The sequence below is a fragment of the Marinomonas sp. 63XJN7_7_ISO-PGPR-S23-202 genome (genome assembly GCF_056173505.1).
Genome location: NZ_CM149677.1, coordinates 3,183,324 through 3,199,621, shown reverse-complemented (window position 1 = coordinate 3,199,621; position 16,298 = coordinate 3,183,324). Strand labels below are relative to the sequence as shown.

Here is a 16,298-nt window from a genome sequence, read left to right as displayed (position 1 = left end):
TGGCCCTGTTGATCCGTGTTGCCGACTTTTTCTTGCAACCCATTTGGGGTGAGGTAACCTAATAGAAAACGTATTTCGATACGGTCTTGAACCTTAAAGAGTCCTCTTATGAGTCGCAAAACCTTACCACCATTGAATTGGCTACGCACGTTTGAAGTATCGGCACGAAGTTTAAATTTTACTCGTGCCGCCCAAGAATTGAATCTAACTCAAGGAGCGGTTAGTCAGCAAATTCGCCTGCTAGAAAGTCATTTAGGGGTGGACTTGTTTAAACGTTTGCCTAGGGGGTTGAGCTTGACCGAGGAAGGTCAATCATATCTTCCGGTGGTACAGGATTCCGTGTCACGTCTTGCAGCGGCAACCAGTGAATTATTTAGCAAAGAAGATCGATCTTTGGTGAAAATTCGCGGTAGCTTGTCTTTTTTGACACTTTGGCTTGCCCCTAAACTCAATGATTTTAAGGTTATGCATCCTAATATTGATTTGCGATATTTGAGCAATCTTTGGGTGCGTGATATGGGGGATGAAGACGAATTGGAAATCCGTTGGGGAAATGGTCATTGGCCAGGACTATTGTCTCAGCGCTTAACTTGGGACACCTTGTTTCCTGTGTGCTCCCCAAGCCTGATAGAGAAACAGCCCATTGAGTCCATTGCCGATCTAGCGGAGCAAACCTTGCTTCACGTAATGGGCTATGAAGAAGGTTGGGGGTATTGGCTTTCTATGGTGAATGAAGTCTCTGTGGATCCTTCGCGAGGTATGCAACTGGATACACTGCTTGCCGCCATCAAAATGGCTGAGGTTGGACTAGGTGTTGGTCTAGCGCGTTCCTCTATGGTCGAAGATGCGTTAGCTGATGGTCGTCTAGTTGAATTGTTTGATCAACGAGTGCCTGCCAGTGAGTCGTTTTATTTGGTGTGTCGCTCGGGTATTAAGCTTTCCCATGAAGCTTCAGTTTTCTTTAATTGGTTAGGTAATCAGGCTCGGCCCTATTGATAGGTGTCGCAAAACTAAACTCAACTGCCCCAAGCGAGTTATTTCCTTGCTTGGGGCATCATTTTACGAAGATGATTAATCAAGAGACTGTAGATCTAGCGCAAAAGTTCATCTGAGTATCCATAAGATGACATTCTTCTAACGCCGGTTTCGGTCACCAGAACTTGCTCTTCTAACTTCACACCTTCTTCACCAGATTCACGGCCAATGTAGGATTCAACACAGAGTGTCATACCAGGTTGAATGATGCCGTCATAACCGACTTCATCCCAATCCATGTTGTGGGAAATGATTGGCCATTCTCCCGTCATTCCGCAGCCATGTACCACTGCTAGATAACGGTTTTTTTGATATTCTTCAGGGATTTTCCACGCTTTTTGAGAATATTCTCTAAAACTCATTCCGGGTTTAATGAGTGCAATATTGGTTTCTATTTCTTCGCTAGATAGCTGATACAAAGCCTTTTGAGTTGGTGTGGCTTCTTTGCCTGGAATGATGAACGTTCGCGAAAAGTCAGTGTAGTAGCCAAAAATACCAACCGTATCGGTATCAAAAGCAACCAGTTCTCCCGCGTTCATGACTTTATCGGAACACTCTTGGAACCATGGGTTGGTGCGATTACCAGAGGTAAATAAGCGAGTTTCTGCATACTCGCCACCTGTTGCGAGTACTTCTTTGTTAAAAACGGCCCATGCTTCGTTTTCTGTAATGCCGGGTTTAAGGTAGTCTTCGAGAACGGACATCGCTCTCTCGGTTAAAGTGACAGAGCGAGCGATAAGGGTGAGTTCATCTAAGCTTTTGATAGACTTCGCCACGTCAATAGGACGAGAAGCGTCTATTACCTCAAATCCCGCTTTCATTGTATCGGCTAATAATTCCGTTGGTGCTGATTCAATACCAATGCGACCGAAGTGTTGAGCCGATCGACTAAGAATGTCTTTTAATGAGGTAATGAAGCTTTGTACATGCCGATGAGAGTGATCTCCACTGTGTAGGGGCATTATAGGGCTGGCTGGGTGTACTTCATCCAGTGTCACAATACCTTCTGTTAAATGGGCGCATGAGCGATACTCAAAAAGAGCAACGGGCCCTTCCGCAGGGACAATTAAGTAACGAGCAGGGTTTCGCTGAGAGTACACCTGCATGTTACGAACACCACAAGCATAGCGAATATTCACCGGCTCAAATAACACCACAGCATCAAGTTTGAAGTGAGTAATTTGTTCTTTTAGTCGATTTAGTCGATACATGGCAACACGATCTTCTAAGTCTTTGTCGATGACTTGATTGAAAAAATCGAAAGTTGAATAGCGCATTTTTAGGCATGCCTTTTGAATTTCAGTAGTTTAAAGTATTAAAAATTGTTTTTAGACTGATCCTAGAAGGCTGAATTTAGCCTGCTAAACCGTCTTCTCTTGTTTCTTGTTCAGCCTTGATGTGAGCCTCAGTTACTCGTCCATACACGTCTTTTGTTCGTTTGATTTTTCCGATCATTCCTGGTCTTTCGGCATAGCCAAAAAGCGCACATAGTCTGGTTCCTTTGCATGATGCGACACGGTGCATAGAGAAGCGGCCTTTAAACATTTGTAGGTCACCTGTATTCAGCGTAAGTGATTTCACTTTAGTCAGATCACCATCGAGAATGTTTTGTACTTCTTCGTAGTTTTCGTTACCAGGTTGACGCAGCCCAGGAGAATATTGAAATTCGCCACCTTCTTCTGGTCGACGCGTCATCAAACTGACAATGAATTCATTCGTATCATAGTGCCAAGGCAATGACGTATTCTCCGGCATTGTATTAATCACTAAGCCTGCAATGGGGTCTGCATATTCATAAATTTTGTCTTTCCCCAAACACTCAGCAATGAAAGCTTGGAAAACCGTATTCTTATAAAGTTGTTTAATGATCATGTTTTCTGGCAATAGGTCTTTCGCAACAAAGCCATTGCTAAACTGTTGATATCGATTAACAGGGTGGCTTTCGCCTAATTCAGGGTTGCCTTCGGTGGCATAAGGCGTCACTTTATTTTCGTGAAAGTGGGCCAAGTGGGAGACATTTTCGCTCTGCTCTCTAATTAACTCGATTTTATCTTCGCGAATGAAGTTGGGTAAGTGAGCGCAACCATCATTTTCAAGCTGTTGCTGACAAGTAAGTACGGCCTGTTTATAGGCCGCCGAATCTTTGTCATTTAGAGGGTAGTCAGACATATTAATCATCTGAACAAGGCTGTCTAATTCAGAGCGTGTATTTTGATCTTGATTGTTTGTAGATTTCATAATGAAAAGTCCTTTAATTTCAAATGGATGCTGTTTGAAAATGGTATATTCTTCATATGCTGTTAGTGGAAACGTTGTGAAGATATTTAACTGTTTTTTTGTTTTTCATCGACTTGGAGAAGCACAAACGTAATAAGAATATTTGAGCGCACACCGCAATAATCATTCCCAAGAAGCCACAAAACACGTGATGACTAATGAAAACGCGGAGAGGAGGTACATCCAGCCAAAGTTATCTAACAACCAATGATGTATCAGAGACGTTATTGCTAGAAAGTTTGCATTGTCAAAAAGTGCTAAGTAGCTCAGCGTTCCTAAAATAGTAAGTGAGGGGTAAAAGGTATAGGGCCTAATTCTTAGATTTCTATTCATCTCGATCATCTCTTCTATTTTTTTGTGTTCTATTACCCTAAAGAATAATTAAAGAGAAAAAAAATAAAGTTGTGATCGAGTAAGTCATTATTTTTTTATATATAAAACTATTTTTCTTTATAGGTTTTAGAAAAAAGCATTTTATTTCATTAATTTATGGTTTTATTAATATTTTTTATGTAGGATTTTCTTATGAGAAATTTTTGATTTTTATGTCGTTATTAGATTATATATTGTCTTATAAAGGTTATTTATGGGTGAAAAAGAGTGCTACATGCTAGAAATAAGCTTCATAAAAAGGTCTGGTGCACTGTTTTATTTCCATCATTTTAGTGAGATTTCCTATGCTAGATATGAAACACTATGAGCTGATATGTGCGATTGATGAACACAGCTCGTTAAAAGACGCAGCTTCAGCGCTTGGATTGACTCAGCCAGCAGCGAGCTATCGTTTACAAGAAATAGAGAAGCGATTAACGGTAAATATTTATGATAAAAGAGGGCGTAAGTTAGTGCTTTTGCCCTCAGGTGAGAGGCTGTTAAAAGCAGGTAAGTTGTTACTACCTTTTGTCCGCAAAGTAGAAACAGAAGCGGTAATGTTAGGGCGATCAGATAGCTATATCAGATGGGGCGTTAGTGCCTACGATACCTTTGATACCATCTTACAATACCTTCCAGAGGCCTCTTTTAATAAGTTGGATATTAACCGGTACAACACATCCAATCTTGTGAATGCGCTTTTCGAGAGAGAAGTGGATTTTATTATTGATACGACTCCGGTCAATACGAAGGACTTCCATTGCGAAAAAATCTTTGACGATGAGTTGTTACTGACGCTGAATCATAAGCATCCGCTGAATACCGCCAAACATTTCAGTATCGAAAAAATTGCCCAATACCCATACCTTACCTACAGTCGAACGCATCAACCTGATATGGAATTCGATACAATTTTCAGACCCAATAATTGCAGCCCTAACACCATCAGAGAGGCAGACTCTGTTTCATTAATATTAAAAATTCTATCCATGAATCAACAATATGTAACCTTTCTATCGGCTTGGGCTGCCAAAAATTCACCTTTCGACAATATCACAACCCTAAAAACAACAGCGTACTCAGCCCCTTGTACTTGGTACATCATTTATCATCAATCAGTAGAGAGTCGACCTGAAATAAGAGAGGTTATCAGCGCATTACAAACGATCGCTGAGATTAAATAGACAAGTGGTTGAGAGTACAAAAGCGCGCCCCCTCGTGGAAGGTAATAGAGGCACGCTTTTGGTATTTCAAACACTTGCTTCTAATTTTGAAACAAGTCTTTTATCAGCTTAATGCCAGCTTCTTGTCCACCTTGGTTGTAGGCGTCTAGAAGAGCGGAGCCTAAAATAGCAATGTCCGCTTTGCCAAGCAAAGCCTCGATGTGGCTACGTTCACGAAGACCAAATCCAACGCCCATTGGAGCGCTGGCGTGGGCTTTGATATGGGCTAGATACTCATCCATTGCCGTTTGTTTACTTTTAGCTTCATGGCTTGAATGTCCGGTTACGCCAGATCGCGCCACACAGTAAAGGAAGCCAGATGCCTGGCTGGCTAACATTTCTAGGCGCGCTTTTGGTGTCACAGGTGTTACTAGCCAAATTGGGTCGACTTGGTTTTCTTTACAAGCGGCAACGTAATCGGCGGATGCTTCGACCGGTAGATCGGGCAGGATCAAGCCCAGTATATTAATCTCAGCGGCACGCTTAGCCAGTTTTTGCAAACCATAACGATACATTGGGTTTAAATAACTCATCAGTACGATACGACTGTCTGGAAAGTCCCGGCTGAGTTTGCCCATATCATTTAAGAAGGTGTCCACATCTAGGTCTTGCTCTAACGCCACATGGCAAGCTTCGACAATACTGGGGCCGTCTGCCACGGGGTCAGAGAAAGGGAACTGTACTTCAATAAAATCAACGCCTTCTTCTAAGAGACGTGTCATCCAAGATAGGCTTTCTTGAACCGTCGGATAGCCATACACCACATGAGTCATGGATAAAATCGGCTTCTGCTGGCGTTTTTGGGTGATATAATTCGCTAACTGACTCATGATTTAGGCCTCCTCGTCGTTATTCAAATGTTCTTTGTAATCGGCTAGATAATCTTCCAAAAACTCAGGGAAGGTTTGATCGTTCATGGCTTTTGCCACGTTAAAGATATCTTTATCGCCACGTCCCGATAGGTTGATCACAATGCGAGACTCTTTTGGCAAGTTCGCCGCGTCTTTGAATGCGCCAGCCAAAGCGTGTGAGGACTCCAGTGCCGGGATGATGCCTTCTTTTTTCAGTAGTAAAGAACAAGCATCGATCACTTCATCGTCCATGGCATAAGTCATTTGAATACGGCCAATTTGTGCTAGATGCGCAATGATGGGTGACACGCCCACATAATCTAAGCCTGCGGCAATTGAATGAGTGTCTTGCAACTGACCATTCTTGTCCTGTAAGAACATGGTGGCAAAACCTTGTGCAATGCCTTTTTCACCTAATCCGTTAGAAAGGCGAATGGAGTGTTGCCCCAACTCTAGCCCTTTACCGCCCGCTTCAACGCCAATCATTTCAACGTTCTCTTCTTCCAAGAAAGGAAGGAAAAGTCCACAAGCATTAGAGCCACCGCCGACACATGCGTAAAGACGATCTGGATATTGCCCAAACTGCGCTTTGCTCTGTTCTTTTACTTCTTCGCCGATAACAGACTGGAAGAAGGCTACCATCTCAGGGAAAGGAGCACAGCCACAGGTAGTACCAATCAAGTAGTGGCTGTCTTCATGGCTGGAAGACCAGTCGCGAAGAGCTTCGTCCAAGGCATCACGAAGGGTTTGCGAACCTTCCGCGACGGGCACGACGGTGGCGCCAAGTTGTTTCATCCAAAACACATTAGGATATTGGCGTTTCACGTCTTTGGCACCCATATAAATGGTGCATTCGAGGCCTAAGCGCGCAGCAATTAGCGCCGTTGCAACACCGTGTTGTCCAGCGCCAGTTTCGGCAATCACGCGCTTTTTGCCCATACGTTTAACCAGCAAGGCTTGGCCAATGACGTTGTTCATTTTGTGCGCGCCACTTTGGTTTAAGTCTTCGCGCTTTAAGTAAATCTGGGCGCCACCAAAATGCTCTGTTAAGTTTTTGCAAAAGGTTAATGGCGTGGGGCGACCAGAGTAGTTCTGCCAAGTCTCTTTTAGTTCAGCGATAAATTCAGGATCGGTTTTGATCTCTTCAAATGCATGAAGGATTTGTTGCTGACTGGCGTAGAGAATCTCTGGAATGTAACTTCCACCGAACTCACCATAGAAACCATTATTGCTTTGCATTGTGGCGTGCTCCAAATTAATTATTTAACTATACCGTTTAGTTAATTTAATGGTTGCGTAGACTGACGTCAAGTGCCTTTTTTAGCGATTATTTGCTAGAAAGGATTGCAATTTTTTGAAAGCATCGTTTAATCAATGCTTTAGACTAATGTGCTGAGTAATTTAGGAGAAATTAAATGGCTCGAGGTAGACCAACAAAAAAGAGCGTTATTGTGGAGGCTGCTTGTCAATTGTTCACTCAGCAAGGCTATCAAGGCACGAGTATTGATCAAGTGGTGATAGAAGCCAATGTTTCTAAACCAACGGTATACAGTAACTTTCCAACCAAATTAATATTGTGGGAGACGGTGTTAGAAACGTTAACAGAACAAACTAAAGCTGAAATGATGTCTGTGCTCTCTACCATAGAGGAAACCAGTCAAGATATGATTACAGGCTGGATCGCCCTTTGGCGCCAATGGATAGCGTTGCCAGAGCGTTTAGCTGCTTATCGCATTCTGCTAGGAGAGCAACATAAAATGGAGGCCTCAACGGTGTCCTTGTTTGCTAATTTAGAGTTAGTGTTAGAAATGGTGTTATTGGATTGGCTGGCCAGTTTTTCGGTCTCTAATGAACGCTTGTTTGCGCTGAAAGCCATCACAAAAGAGGCGCTATTAATGCCCTCTTTGATGAATCAAAAATTGGTGACAGATGATGCGCTAAAAGCGCATTTGAGCTGGATTCTATAAAAAAACGTGGCCAATTAGGGAGGATTTGGTCACGTTTTTACTCTGATTTTCGCTTTCTTGATGATCTTTCTAGTGAAGCCTACTAGGTCGGGGCGACCTCTATCGATGCATCTTGTCCTTTTTCAGCCCACAATATAATGCCTAGTGCTAGCGTTCCCACGATAATAAAGCCAACCGTAATCGGAATTAAGGTATTGTTATAAAGTTGCCCGATCAGTGTGCCTATCAACATCGACATAATTGATGACAAAGAGCCAATCACGGCTGATGCAATCCCTGCCACATGTCCCATAGGCTCCATTGCCAGAGCGTTGATGTTGCCGAACAGTAATCCAAAGCAAAAGAAAAAGACAACAGCATAGGCCATAAACATCCACAGTGTAATGTCGACAAAAGCATGTAGCGCTAGAAAGACTATAGAGGCAAGAACAACCGTCACAATGGCTCGGAAGGCGATAGTCTTAGTGCCGTGTTTCTCAACAATCCGTGAATTAATCAAAGATGAGACACCGAGTACTAAAGCTAAGACACCAAAGTAAACACTAAAGAGTGTGCCTGTATGGAACTGTACTTGGAAAATTTGCTGTGAGGAGTTTAGGTAGCCAATAAAACCACCAAAGAATAATCCCATGCAAATGGTATAGCTTGCCGTGGCTCGATGAGTCAGTACTTCCTTAAAGCCATCGTAAAAACTGCGAGCTGTTAATGTGATGCGTTTCTCTCTTGGCAAGGTTTCTTTTAAGCGCAAGCTAACCCAAACCAGTAATATTAAGGCGTAACAAAGATACATCTCAAAAATGCCGCGCCAGTGGCTGAATAGCATCACCGCTTGCCCTAAAGTAGGCGCTATCGCTGGCACGAGCACAAAAATCATCATAACCAAAGACATGGTGCGCGCCATTTGCGCCCCTTTAAACATATCTCTGACTAAGGACATGGCGGCAATTTGTGGCCCTGCGACCCCTAAACCTTGTAAAAGGCGCCCCAACATCAGCCCTTCAAGGGAGGAGGAGAAGTAGCAAACCAGTGTGCCTGTCAAATAGATGGCAAACCCAGCAAAGAGTATAGGCTTACGACCCAAGGCATCGGAAAAAGGACCAGCGATGAGTAAACCAATGGCCTCGCCCAAAAATAACATACTGATTAGGTATTGAGGTTGGTTAGGATCCGTAATCGCTAGATCTTTGCCAATCATACCGAGTGCAGGCAGGAGGGCATCAATGGAGATGGCTACGATGGACATCAATGCTGCAACCAAAACAGTAAACTCTTTTGCAGACATGCCGGATTTTGTTGTGTCTTGGGTGTGTTTCATAAGTATCTAACATCGTCTTCTATAAAGTGTTTATCGTGTCACCCGTGGATGATTCGCTGCACGGCTCAACCATTGGCTTATTCTCGCCACTATGATGGAAAAGTCCGAGTATTATAATCAGGTATCATTACAATGGCTTGATTGTTTGTGTATAAAAAAAGGAAGTGGCGGGGTTGCGCCTATGATGACATAAAAAGTTATGTTCTTAACATGAAAAGGATAATGATTATATATAATTATAAAAGCTTACTAGGATATGTGGCGGTGTGTCGATAATAGTTTTGTGTAATAGCGTGTAATTGACTGCTTTCGTTGTTTTTAATAAATTTTAACTTAGTTATTTTTATACTAATTTTTTATGAAAAGTCTATTAAAGGTTTCTGTTCTATGGGTGATATGGATTTTCAGTTATTAGCTTTGCGTAAGGAGAATAAAGCCGATATGCTTTTTATAAAAAATCTCTATTATATGTCTAGAGAAGCAGAAATGGCGACTGTTCCTTGGTCATTTTCCGATAAGAAGTTTTTTTTAAAAAAGCAATTCACTCTTCAAAAGAAACATTTTGATAAGGTCTACCCTCAAGCCATTAAGCAGTTGGTACTGTATCAAGGACAACCTATTGGGCGTTTATATACGGCTGTTAACGAGAAGAGTAAGGATTGGCATTTGATTGATATTACTTTGTTACCAGAACATTGTGGGCTGGGAATAGGGCGGTATTTAATTACGCAGCTTATAAATAAAGTGTCCTCTAAAAAAGCTAAGCTGACTTTATATGTACACAGTAGAAACCCTGCATATCAACTTTATGTTGATATGGGATTTGAGAAAATAGGAGATAAGGAGGGCTATTACCATATGCAGAATAACTGTCTTGAAAGTAGAGCTTTGCCTTAGCACATACGTTAATTATGTTAGCTTTTTGGATGAGATGTGTCTATTTTTAGTTATATGGACATCATTTGGTTTTTTGTAAAATAAGGAAGGTTTTATTGTGCAAACTAGAAATTCAACCTCAGCGGTTTATGAGGTAGAGCAGGATGGCCGCGAAGCGTTAGACAGTGTGATGCAAGTGGGGGTTTTGAACGAACTGCTTAGGGCGCAACTTAACCCTGCTGCGGTGACAAAAATCAACAAAAGCACAGAACAAGACTCTTCTAATGAGACGGCTTCCTTATTGTCCTCGGTGGTTGATGCTGTAGAGGAAGTTTTATCCCCTGAAGGGCTTAATCGTACTCAATTACACCAGAAATTAAGCCAACTCTATTATCAGCAAAAAGCGATATATGATCAGGCAAATATTCCGGCCCAACTTAGAAAACGTCAGTATATTTCCCATTGCGGATTGATCATGTCTCCGGACAATTGCATTACCACTCAATTGGATGATTTAAGGGTACGATCGTTTCTTCGAGGCATTGATTTAGCGATCAGTGACTTGTTGAACAGGCGTCAAGCATCAGTGCATATCGTATATCCTGCCTGTGGTCCATTTGCGCCATTGCTTATGCCCCTGATTGCCTATTACAAGTCTGCTGGCAAGTTGCTATCAACACAGCTTGAAATAACCTTAGTGGATGTTCAGCCTGGTGCAGTGCAATCTTTGCAGGCGTTGATCGATGCAATGGGTATTCAAGATTATATTTACCAAGTTAATTGTATGGATGCACTTGAATATGATCCTGGTGATAAAAAGATTGACCTAGTTGTGCTTGAAGCGATGCAGCATGGTTTTAGTCGGGAAGGCCATTTTAAATTGGCACGTCATTTTGCAACTATGCTGGAGCCCGATGGGTATCTTATTCCACAACAAATAAAGCTATCTGCTGCCTTGAATATAGCGCAGCGCGAATATGTTGATCAATGGAAGGGCGCTCAAACCGTATCAGAAAAACACATGAGTACGCAGATATACTCTGAACGTACGATACTAGGGGAAATATTTAGGGTAACAAAAGAGTCTCTATTGAACCTTAAAGAGCATGTGTTAGATGAAAATACCACACTAATTGAATGTGGTAAGGTTGATATTCCGTTGTTATTAAACCGCAATGATGAACAAACCCTGTTGATTCTTACGCAAATTCAAGTCTTTGCAGATGAATTCATTGGTGAATATGATTCTGGCATTACTCACCCCTTGCCTGACCAGCATGTTTGTATCAATTTCAAACCCAGAGATGAAAGGCCAGGTGATTTATTGCTGGAAAGTGGAGACGCTATTCGCTTTTACTACCGCCAAAATGGGCTTCCTGGTTTTATGGCGACTTGGGCTCAAGGAGCCATAAATAATGGTTAAGTCAAAGCCTGTTCATGAGGTAACAAAAGTGGTTGTATTGGCAGCAAGCCCTATGGCAGTGCCAACGATTGCTATGTTGTTACAGGAGCATCGTCTTGCAGGTGTACTTTTGCCTGAACGACTAGATGCCTTTAGTGGTCAATTACAGGCGCAGTTGCAACAGTGTGAGATACCTTATTGCAAGATGGGCGAGCAGAGCGAAGCAGTTGTTGTGGCTCAATTGCTAGATTGGCATGCGGATCTGGCGATTAGTTTTGGCTTTGCACCTAGTTTGAAAAACAGCTTTAGTCAAGCTACGACCTATGGTTTGTATTATATGTTGGGGGCTGCCCCTGACGATTATTACGGCCCAATGCCAAGTTATTGGCAAATTCGTGATGGCCGTCGTTGTACTCATCTCACATTAATCAAAGCCATTGCCAGCGAGCAGGGAGATATTGCCTTATCTTTGCCCATCGCCATTGAAGAGCTTGATACCTTGCAGAGTCTTGAAAACAAGTTGGCGCATTATGCACCTAAACTGGTGCAATCCTTTATGAATAAGTTGGTTGAGCATAATGGGCAAATACCCTTGGTTAAATCGCAACAGCAAGGCCTGCAAGCGCCGTTAGTAAAAGAAAAAGATTTGCATGTCGATTGGGCAACAATGACGGCGTCACAGATTGCCGCGTTGGCTCGTGCGGGTAATCCTACTTTAGTGGGTTGTGTGGTAACGCTGGGTAATACATCACTGAATTTGTTGCAAGCGACCGAAGTGAAGCACCCGACTTATGGAGTGAGCCCCGGCACTTTGTGTCATGTGGGGGAGCCTGAGGGGGTTATTGTGACAACCCTAGATGGAGCGATTCGACTGGATATTTTGTCCAATATTGATGGAGTATTTGGTGCCATGAGCTTTACAGAACGATTTGGTATTTCAGCGGGAATGGTGTTTGTTTGACCATAGGACATAAACTGGTAATGAGTTGAATGAGGAGAAAAAAATGGAAGAGCCATTTATAGGAGAGGTGGACATTTACGGTTTTAACTATGCTCCAGACAATTGGACGGCATGCAATGGTGCGATGTTAGCGGTTGTGGATTTTCAGGCACTATTTGCATTGATTGGAACGTATTATGGAGGAGATGGTCGTTCTACTTTCGGGGTGCCCGATCTGAGGGGGAGAATGGCGATCAGTCAGGGTGAGCATCCAGGCAGTAGATATGATTGGAAGATCGGGGAATTCTATGGCGAAGAAGTCCATACTATGTCCTCTGCTGAGTTACCAAAGCATAGTCATCTAGCGGCTTTTACTCCATCAGGGATGGAATTGCAGGTTTCCACGGATATTGCTACATCAGATGTGGCAAGTGATGGTGACTTTCTTGCTCAGGCAGACATTGCCATATACAGAGCGGATGCAGGGTCAGGTACCGTGCCTTTAGGTGGCGTTTACGGCGAGGGCGGGGCGGCTAGTGTCGCCGTCGACACGGTTGGAGCGGGGAAGCAATTCGGTATTATGCAAACAGTGCTTGTGCTGAACTACTGCATGGCAAAGGAGGGCTTGTTTCCTTCCCGATCTTAATATTTGCGCGAAACAATTTATCGTCATGCATAACGATTACGACTGAAAAAATGGACACAGTTAAGAGGAATTTATTATGGCAGACCCATTTATTGGTGAGATTCGATTATTTGGTTTTAGTTTTAATCCTAGAGGTTGGTATCGGTGTGAGGGGGCATTATTGCCAATTGCTACGAATTCAACATTATTTTCTTTACTGGGAACTTTTTATGGCGGTGATGGCCGCACAACCTTCGCCTTGCCTGATTTACGTGGTCGTAGTGCGATCTCGCAAGGGCGACATCCGGGTAGTTATTATGACTGGCGACAAGGAGAATATGCGGGGGCAGAAATCCATCAATTGAGTGTAGATGAGCTTGCTTATCATACTCACAGTGCAGAGTTTACCTCGGCGGGGGGAGGAGGCGCCTCGGTGGAGGTATCAACTGATGCGGCAACTTCTGATACACCCGCAGCGGGGAGTTATTTAGCCAGCACCAAGGTTGGGAGAGGTGCTGGGCCAGCTTTGTACCGTGCAGATGCTGGTAGTGGAACTGTGGCCCTAGGTGGTGTTAGTGGTAACGGTTCACAAGGTGTTGTGACAGTTCAGGCGACTGGTGGAAGCCAAGCATTTTCACTGATGCAGCCAGTATTAGTGTTGAACTATTGTCTGTCAATGCAAGGAATTTATCCACCTCGCTCATGATTTTTGCGAAACAGGTTCGTTTTTTGAAATGAACCTGTTTTTTTTGGCAGATTTCGGAAAGCCCTTCTTTGTATTATTGAATTGCGTACAAAAATCCCCTCGTTTTTAGATGTAATTATTTTTGACTGCTATCAATGTGTTTGAGTGTAAAGTCATTTAGGATAAGGATAAATAGTTGGCAAGAAAAAAGAATTTTATGTATATTGTGTGCAGATTACATTCTGTATTCGTCCTTTATTAGGATTCAGAAAAGGATTGCTTAGTTTTAACAAGGGAAGGTTAAAAATCCTATGTCTATTACATGTGCTCTTCCTCTTCATAAATGTGCTTTTCAATTTCTGGTTTTATTCTCTTCTAAGGAGTTTTTATGTCCTCTCGATTAACGTTGGGTCGTACCACATTGGCTGTGTTTGTATCTTTGGCTGTAGCAGGGTGTTCGGTGGTACCAAAGCAACTTTCTAACCAAGAAGTGATGGCTAATGCAGCGGAAAATGCGGATATATTAGCGAAAGAGGTGGCGCCTATTACAGGCCCGATTGACTTAAACGAAGCCTTTGCAAGAACGATCAAATACAACCGAGATGCTCAACTAAAAGCCTTTGAAGCGGTAGTGTCCGAGGGACAACTGTCCGTAGATAAATTTGATATGTTGCCTAAGCTGGCGGCGGCTGCAGGTTATAGCTATCGCAATAATTATGCTGCCTCAGCGTCGGTGTCGTTTGTTGGTGACCAGCCAGCAGCGCTTGGCAGCAACCCCAGTTACTCGGTGTCATCAGATAAAAGTACGGTCAATGCGAGCATCGGCGCAACATGGGATATTTTAGACTTTGGGCTGTCTTATTACCGTGCTAAACAGCAAGCGGATCGGTTTCTGATTGCCAAAGAGCGTGAGCGCAAAGTGGTGCATAATATCATGGAGCAAGCGCGTAGTGCTTATTACCGGGCAGTATCCGCTGAGCGTTTGTTGTCTAAAATTAATCCTTTAATTGTCAAGGCTCGCATGGCTTTATCGGATTCAAACCGACTGGAAAAACTGCGTGCTCAATCACCAATGGAAGCGTTGACTTATCAGCGATCTTTATTGGAAACCTTGCGAACACTTCAAGATATCCGTAAAGACTTAATGCCAGCGAAAGCGGAATTAGCCACCTTAATGGGACTCAACCCATCGACCGATTTTCAATTAGCGGATGTAAATAATCCGAATTTCACGACACCTAAGCTCAATATTGATATGAATACTATGGAGCGTACCGCACTTGTGTTACGTCCAGAGCTGCGTGAAGCGCAATACCAAGAGCGTATTACTCAGCAGGAGGTGCATTCCGCTTTCCTTTCGTTGTTTCCTAGCTTGAACCTCAGTACGGCAGTTAATTATAACGATTCGGATTACTTGCGTAACAATAACTGGACGTCTGCAGGGGTAGGGGTGAACTGGAACCTAATGAACGTTTTCCGTTACGGAAAAATTGAGAAGCTAAATAAATTGAAAATAGCAGCGAGTAAGCAGCAAGCCTTAGCGACGTCCATGGCGGTGATCTCGCAAGTTCATATTGCCGATATCCAATACCAAGAAGCGGGTGATAGCTACCAGCTAGCACAGCAGTATTTTGATGTGGCACAACGTATTAAAAAACAAGTGGAATCTAGCCGGTCTGCACAGAGTATTGGCGATTTAACGGTCATTCGTGAAGAGTTGAATGCGGTATTAGCGGAGTTACGCCGCGACGTCGCTTACGCAGACCTACAAAATGACTACGGCAAAATTTTAGTCTCCATGGGATTAGATCCGTTGCCAGCAGGATTTGGCAATATGAATTTAGCCGAGCTATCAAACGCTTTTAAAACGTTGCAAGCGAAATGGCAGCAAGGGGATATTCAAGTGGTGAGCAAAGAAGCCATGCAGTCAGCGCTTATGGCAAAGAATAAAGTGGAATCATAAGGCTAGTGCAGGATGAAGAAGTACCTGAGTTTGTTTTTATTGGTTATTTTTTTTATGCCGGGGGCTGTTTGTGCTGCTGTTCAGGAAAATGCCCGAGGAATTTTAGTGGCGGTTCATCAAGCGACCTTATCCAGTGAGCTGGCTGCAAAAGTGATCGCTGTGCCGAAGCAAATGGGCGAGACTTTTAAAAAAGGTGACACCTTAATTCAACTAGATTGTCGCTTGTTTAATGCTCAGCTGGAAAAAGTCGATGCCGAGGCAAAAGCGGCTCGGGCGAAATTAGATAATGTGCAACAGCTGAACCGATTAAACTCCATTGGTACATTGGACGTCGCTATTGCGGAGGCTGACTTGCAAAAAGTCCAAGCCGAACGACTTATGGCGCAACTTAATGTGGCGCGTTGTGACATTAAAGCGCCCTTTAGCGGCAGTGTAGAACAACTGGATATTCATCCTTTTGAGATAGTGCAACAGCGCCAAGCCTTGATGAAAATAGTGGGCCATGAGCGCCTAGAAGCCGACATTATTGTTCCCGCTCAATGGATGACTTGGTTAGCTATAAATAAGACTATTGTTTTGCAAGTAGAAGAAACCAAGCAGCGTTTACAAGCAGTGATCAGTCATATTGGGCCCAGTGTCGACCCGACCAGCCAGACCATCCAAATTCGCGCCACCATCAAAAAAGTACCGGCCAAGGTGCTACCAGGCATGAGTGTGGTGGCTGAGTTTCGGTGAATATTTTGGATTAAAAAGCACATTAAGCGTGC

At 43.2% G+C, this 16,298-nt stretch carries 15 protein-coding genes; 10 read left to right on the top strand and 5 right to left on the bottom strand.

From position 1 onward, the window contains the following. The first annotated feature begins 108 nt into the window (after nucleotides 1-108). Nucleotides 109-996, top strand: coding sequence for a LysR substrate-binding domain-containing protein (locus AC0VYG_RS14830; protein WP_475428737.1), 888 nt, complete (start codon nucleotides 109-111; stop codon nucleotides 994-996). A gap of 95 nt (nucleotides 997-1,091) precedes the next feature. Here AC0VYG_RS14830 and AC0VYG_RS14825 read toward each other — a convergent pair whose 3' ends face one another. Next, complete coding sequence (locus AC0VYG_RS14825) at nucleotides 1,092-2,312, bottom strand: M24 family metallopeptidase (RefSeq protein ID WP_475428736.1); 1,221 nt, start codon at nucleotides 2,310-2,312, stop codon at nucleotides 1,092-1,094. Nucleotides 2,313-2,388: 76 nt separating this feature from the next. After that, the gene (locus AC0VYG_RS14820; RefSeq protein WP_475428735.1) at nucleotides 2,389-3,273 is read right to left on the bottom strand and encodes a HalD/BesD family halogenase; all 885 of its coding nucleotides are present in this window, start codon (nucleotides 3,271-3,273) and stop codon (nucleotides 2,389-2,391) included. A 716-nt stretch (nucleotides 3,274-3,989) separates the two neighbouring features. Between AC0VYG_RS14820 and AC0VYG_RS14815 the strand changes: the two genes are divergently transcribed. Beyond that, nucleotides 3,990-4,868, top strand: coding sequence for a LysR family transcriptional regulator (locus tag AC0VYG_RS14815; protein ID WP_475428734.1), 879 nt, complete (start codon nucleotides 3,990-3,992; stop codon nucleotides 4,866-4,868). Nucleotides 4,869-4,948: 80 nt separating this feature from the next. Here AC0VYG_RS14815 and trpA read toward each other — a convergent pair whose 3' ends face one another. Then, nucleotides 4,949-5,737 (bottom strand): tryptophan synthase subunit alpha, encoded by a 789-nt coding sequence (gene trpA / locus AC0VYG_RS14810; protein WP_475428733.1) that lies wholly within the window; start codon nucleotides 5,735-5,737, stop codon nucleotides 4,949-4,951. A gap of 3 nt (nucleotides 5,738-5,740) precedes the next feature. Then, entirely contained in the window at nucleotides 5,741-6,997 is a 1,257-nt protein-coding gene (gene trpB, locus AC0VYG_RS14805; protein ID WP_475428732.1) for a tryptophan synthase subunit beta, read from the bottom strand. A gap of 176 nt (nucleotides 6,998-7,173) precedes the next feature. On the opposite strand from trpB, the gene AC0VYG_RS14800 reads away from it, so the two are divergent. Further along, the gene (locus AC0VYG_RS14800; RefSeq protein ID WP_475428731.1) at nucleotides 7,174-7,725 is read left to right on the top strand and encodes a TetR/AcrR family transcriptional regulator; all 552 of its coding nucleotides are present in this window, start codon (nucleotides 7,174-7,176) and stop codon (nucleotides 7,723-7,725) included. An 82-nt stretch (nucleotides 7,726-7,807) separates the two neighbouring features. On the opposite strand, the gene AC0VYG_RS14795 is transcribed toward AC0VYG_RS14800, so the two are convergent. Continuing rightward, on the bottom strand, nucleotides 7,808-9,040 hold the full coding sequence (locus AC0VYG_RS14795; RefSeq protein WP_475428730.1) for a multidrug effflux MFS transporter: 1,233 nt from the start codon (nucleotides 9,038-9,040) through the stop codon (nucleotides 7,808-7,810). A gap of 387 nt (nucleotides 9,041-9,427) precedes the next feature. Between AC0VYG_RS14795 and AC0VYG_RS14790 the strand changes: the two genes are divergently transcribed. The 7 genes from AC0VYG_RS14790 (at nucleotide 9,428) to AC0VYG_RS14760 (ending at nucleotide 16,266) form a co-directional block, all read left to right on the top strand. Continuing rightward, the gene (locus AC0VYG_RS14790) at nucleotides 9,428-9,937 is read left to right on the top strand and encodes a GNAT family N-acetyltransferase (protein WP_475428729.1); all 510 of its coding nucleotides are present in this window, start codon (nucleotides 9,428-9,430) and stop codon (nucleotides 9,935-9,937) included. A gap of 97 nt (nucleotides 9,938-10,034) precedes the next feature. Further along, entirely contained in the window at nucleotides 10,035-11,339 is a 1,305-nt protein-coding gene (locus tag AC0VYG_RS14785; protein ID WP_475428728.1) for an SAM-dependent methyltransferase, read from the top strand. After that, nucleotides 11,332-12,279 (top strand): methionyl-tRNA formyltransferase, encoded by a 948-nt coding sequence (locus tag AC0VYG_RS14780; protein ID WP_475428727.1) that lies wholly within the window; start codon nucleotides 11,332-11,334, stop codon nucleotides 12,277-12,279. The genes AC0VYG_RS14785 and AC0VYG_RS14780 overlap by 8 nt, the downstream gene beginning before the upstream one ends. A gap of 43 nt (nucleotides 12,280-12,322) precedes the next feature. After that, on the top strand, nucleotides 12,323-12,904 hold the full coding sequence (locus AC0VYG_RS14775) for a phage tail protein (protein ID WP_475428726.1): 582 nt from the start codon (nucleotides 12,323-12,325) through the stop codon (nucleotides 12,902-12,904). Nucleotides 12,905-12,980: 76 nt separating this feature from the next. Next, nucleotides 12,981-13,589, top strand: coding sequence for a phage tail protein (locus AC0VYG_RS14770; protein WP_475428725.1), 609 nt, complete (start codon nucleotides 12,981-12,983; stop codon nucleotides 13,587-13,589). Nucleotides 13,590-13,956: 367 nt separating this feature from the next. Then, nucleotides 13,957-15,531, top strand: a complete 1,575-nt coding sequence (locus AC0VYG_RS14765) for a TolC family protein (protein ID WP_475428724.1) — start codon at nucleotides 13,957-13,959, stop codon at nucleotides 15,529-15,531. 12 nt (nucleotides 15,532-15,543) lie between these two features. Continuing rightward, complete coding sequence (locus AC0VYG_RS14760; RefSeq protein WP_199475456.1) at nucleotides 15,544-16,266, top strand: efflux RND transporter periplasmic adaptor subunit; 723 nt, start codon at nucleotides 15,544-15,546, stop codon at nucleotides 16,264-16,266. Nucleotides 16,267-16,298: the final 32 nt, after the last annotated feature.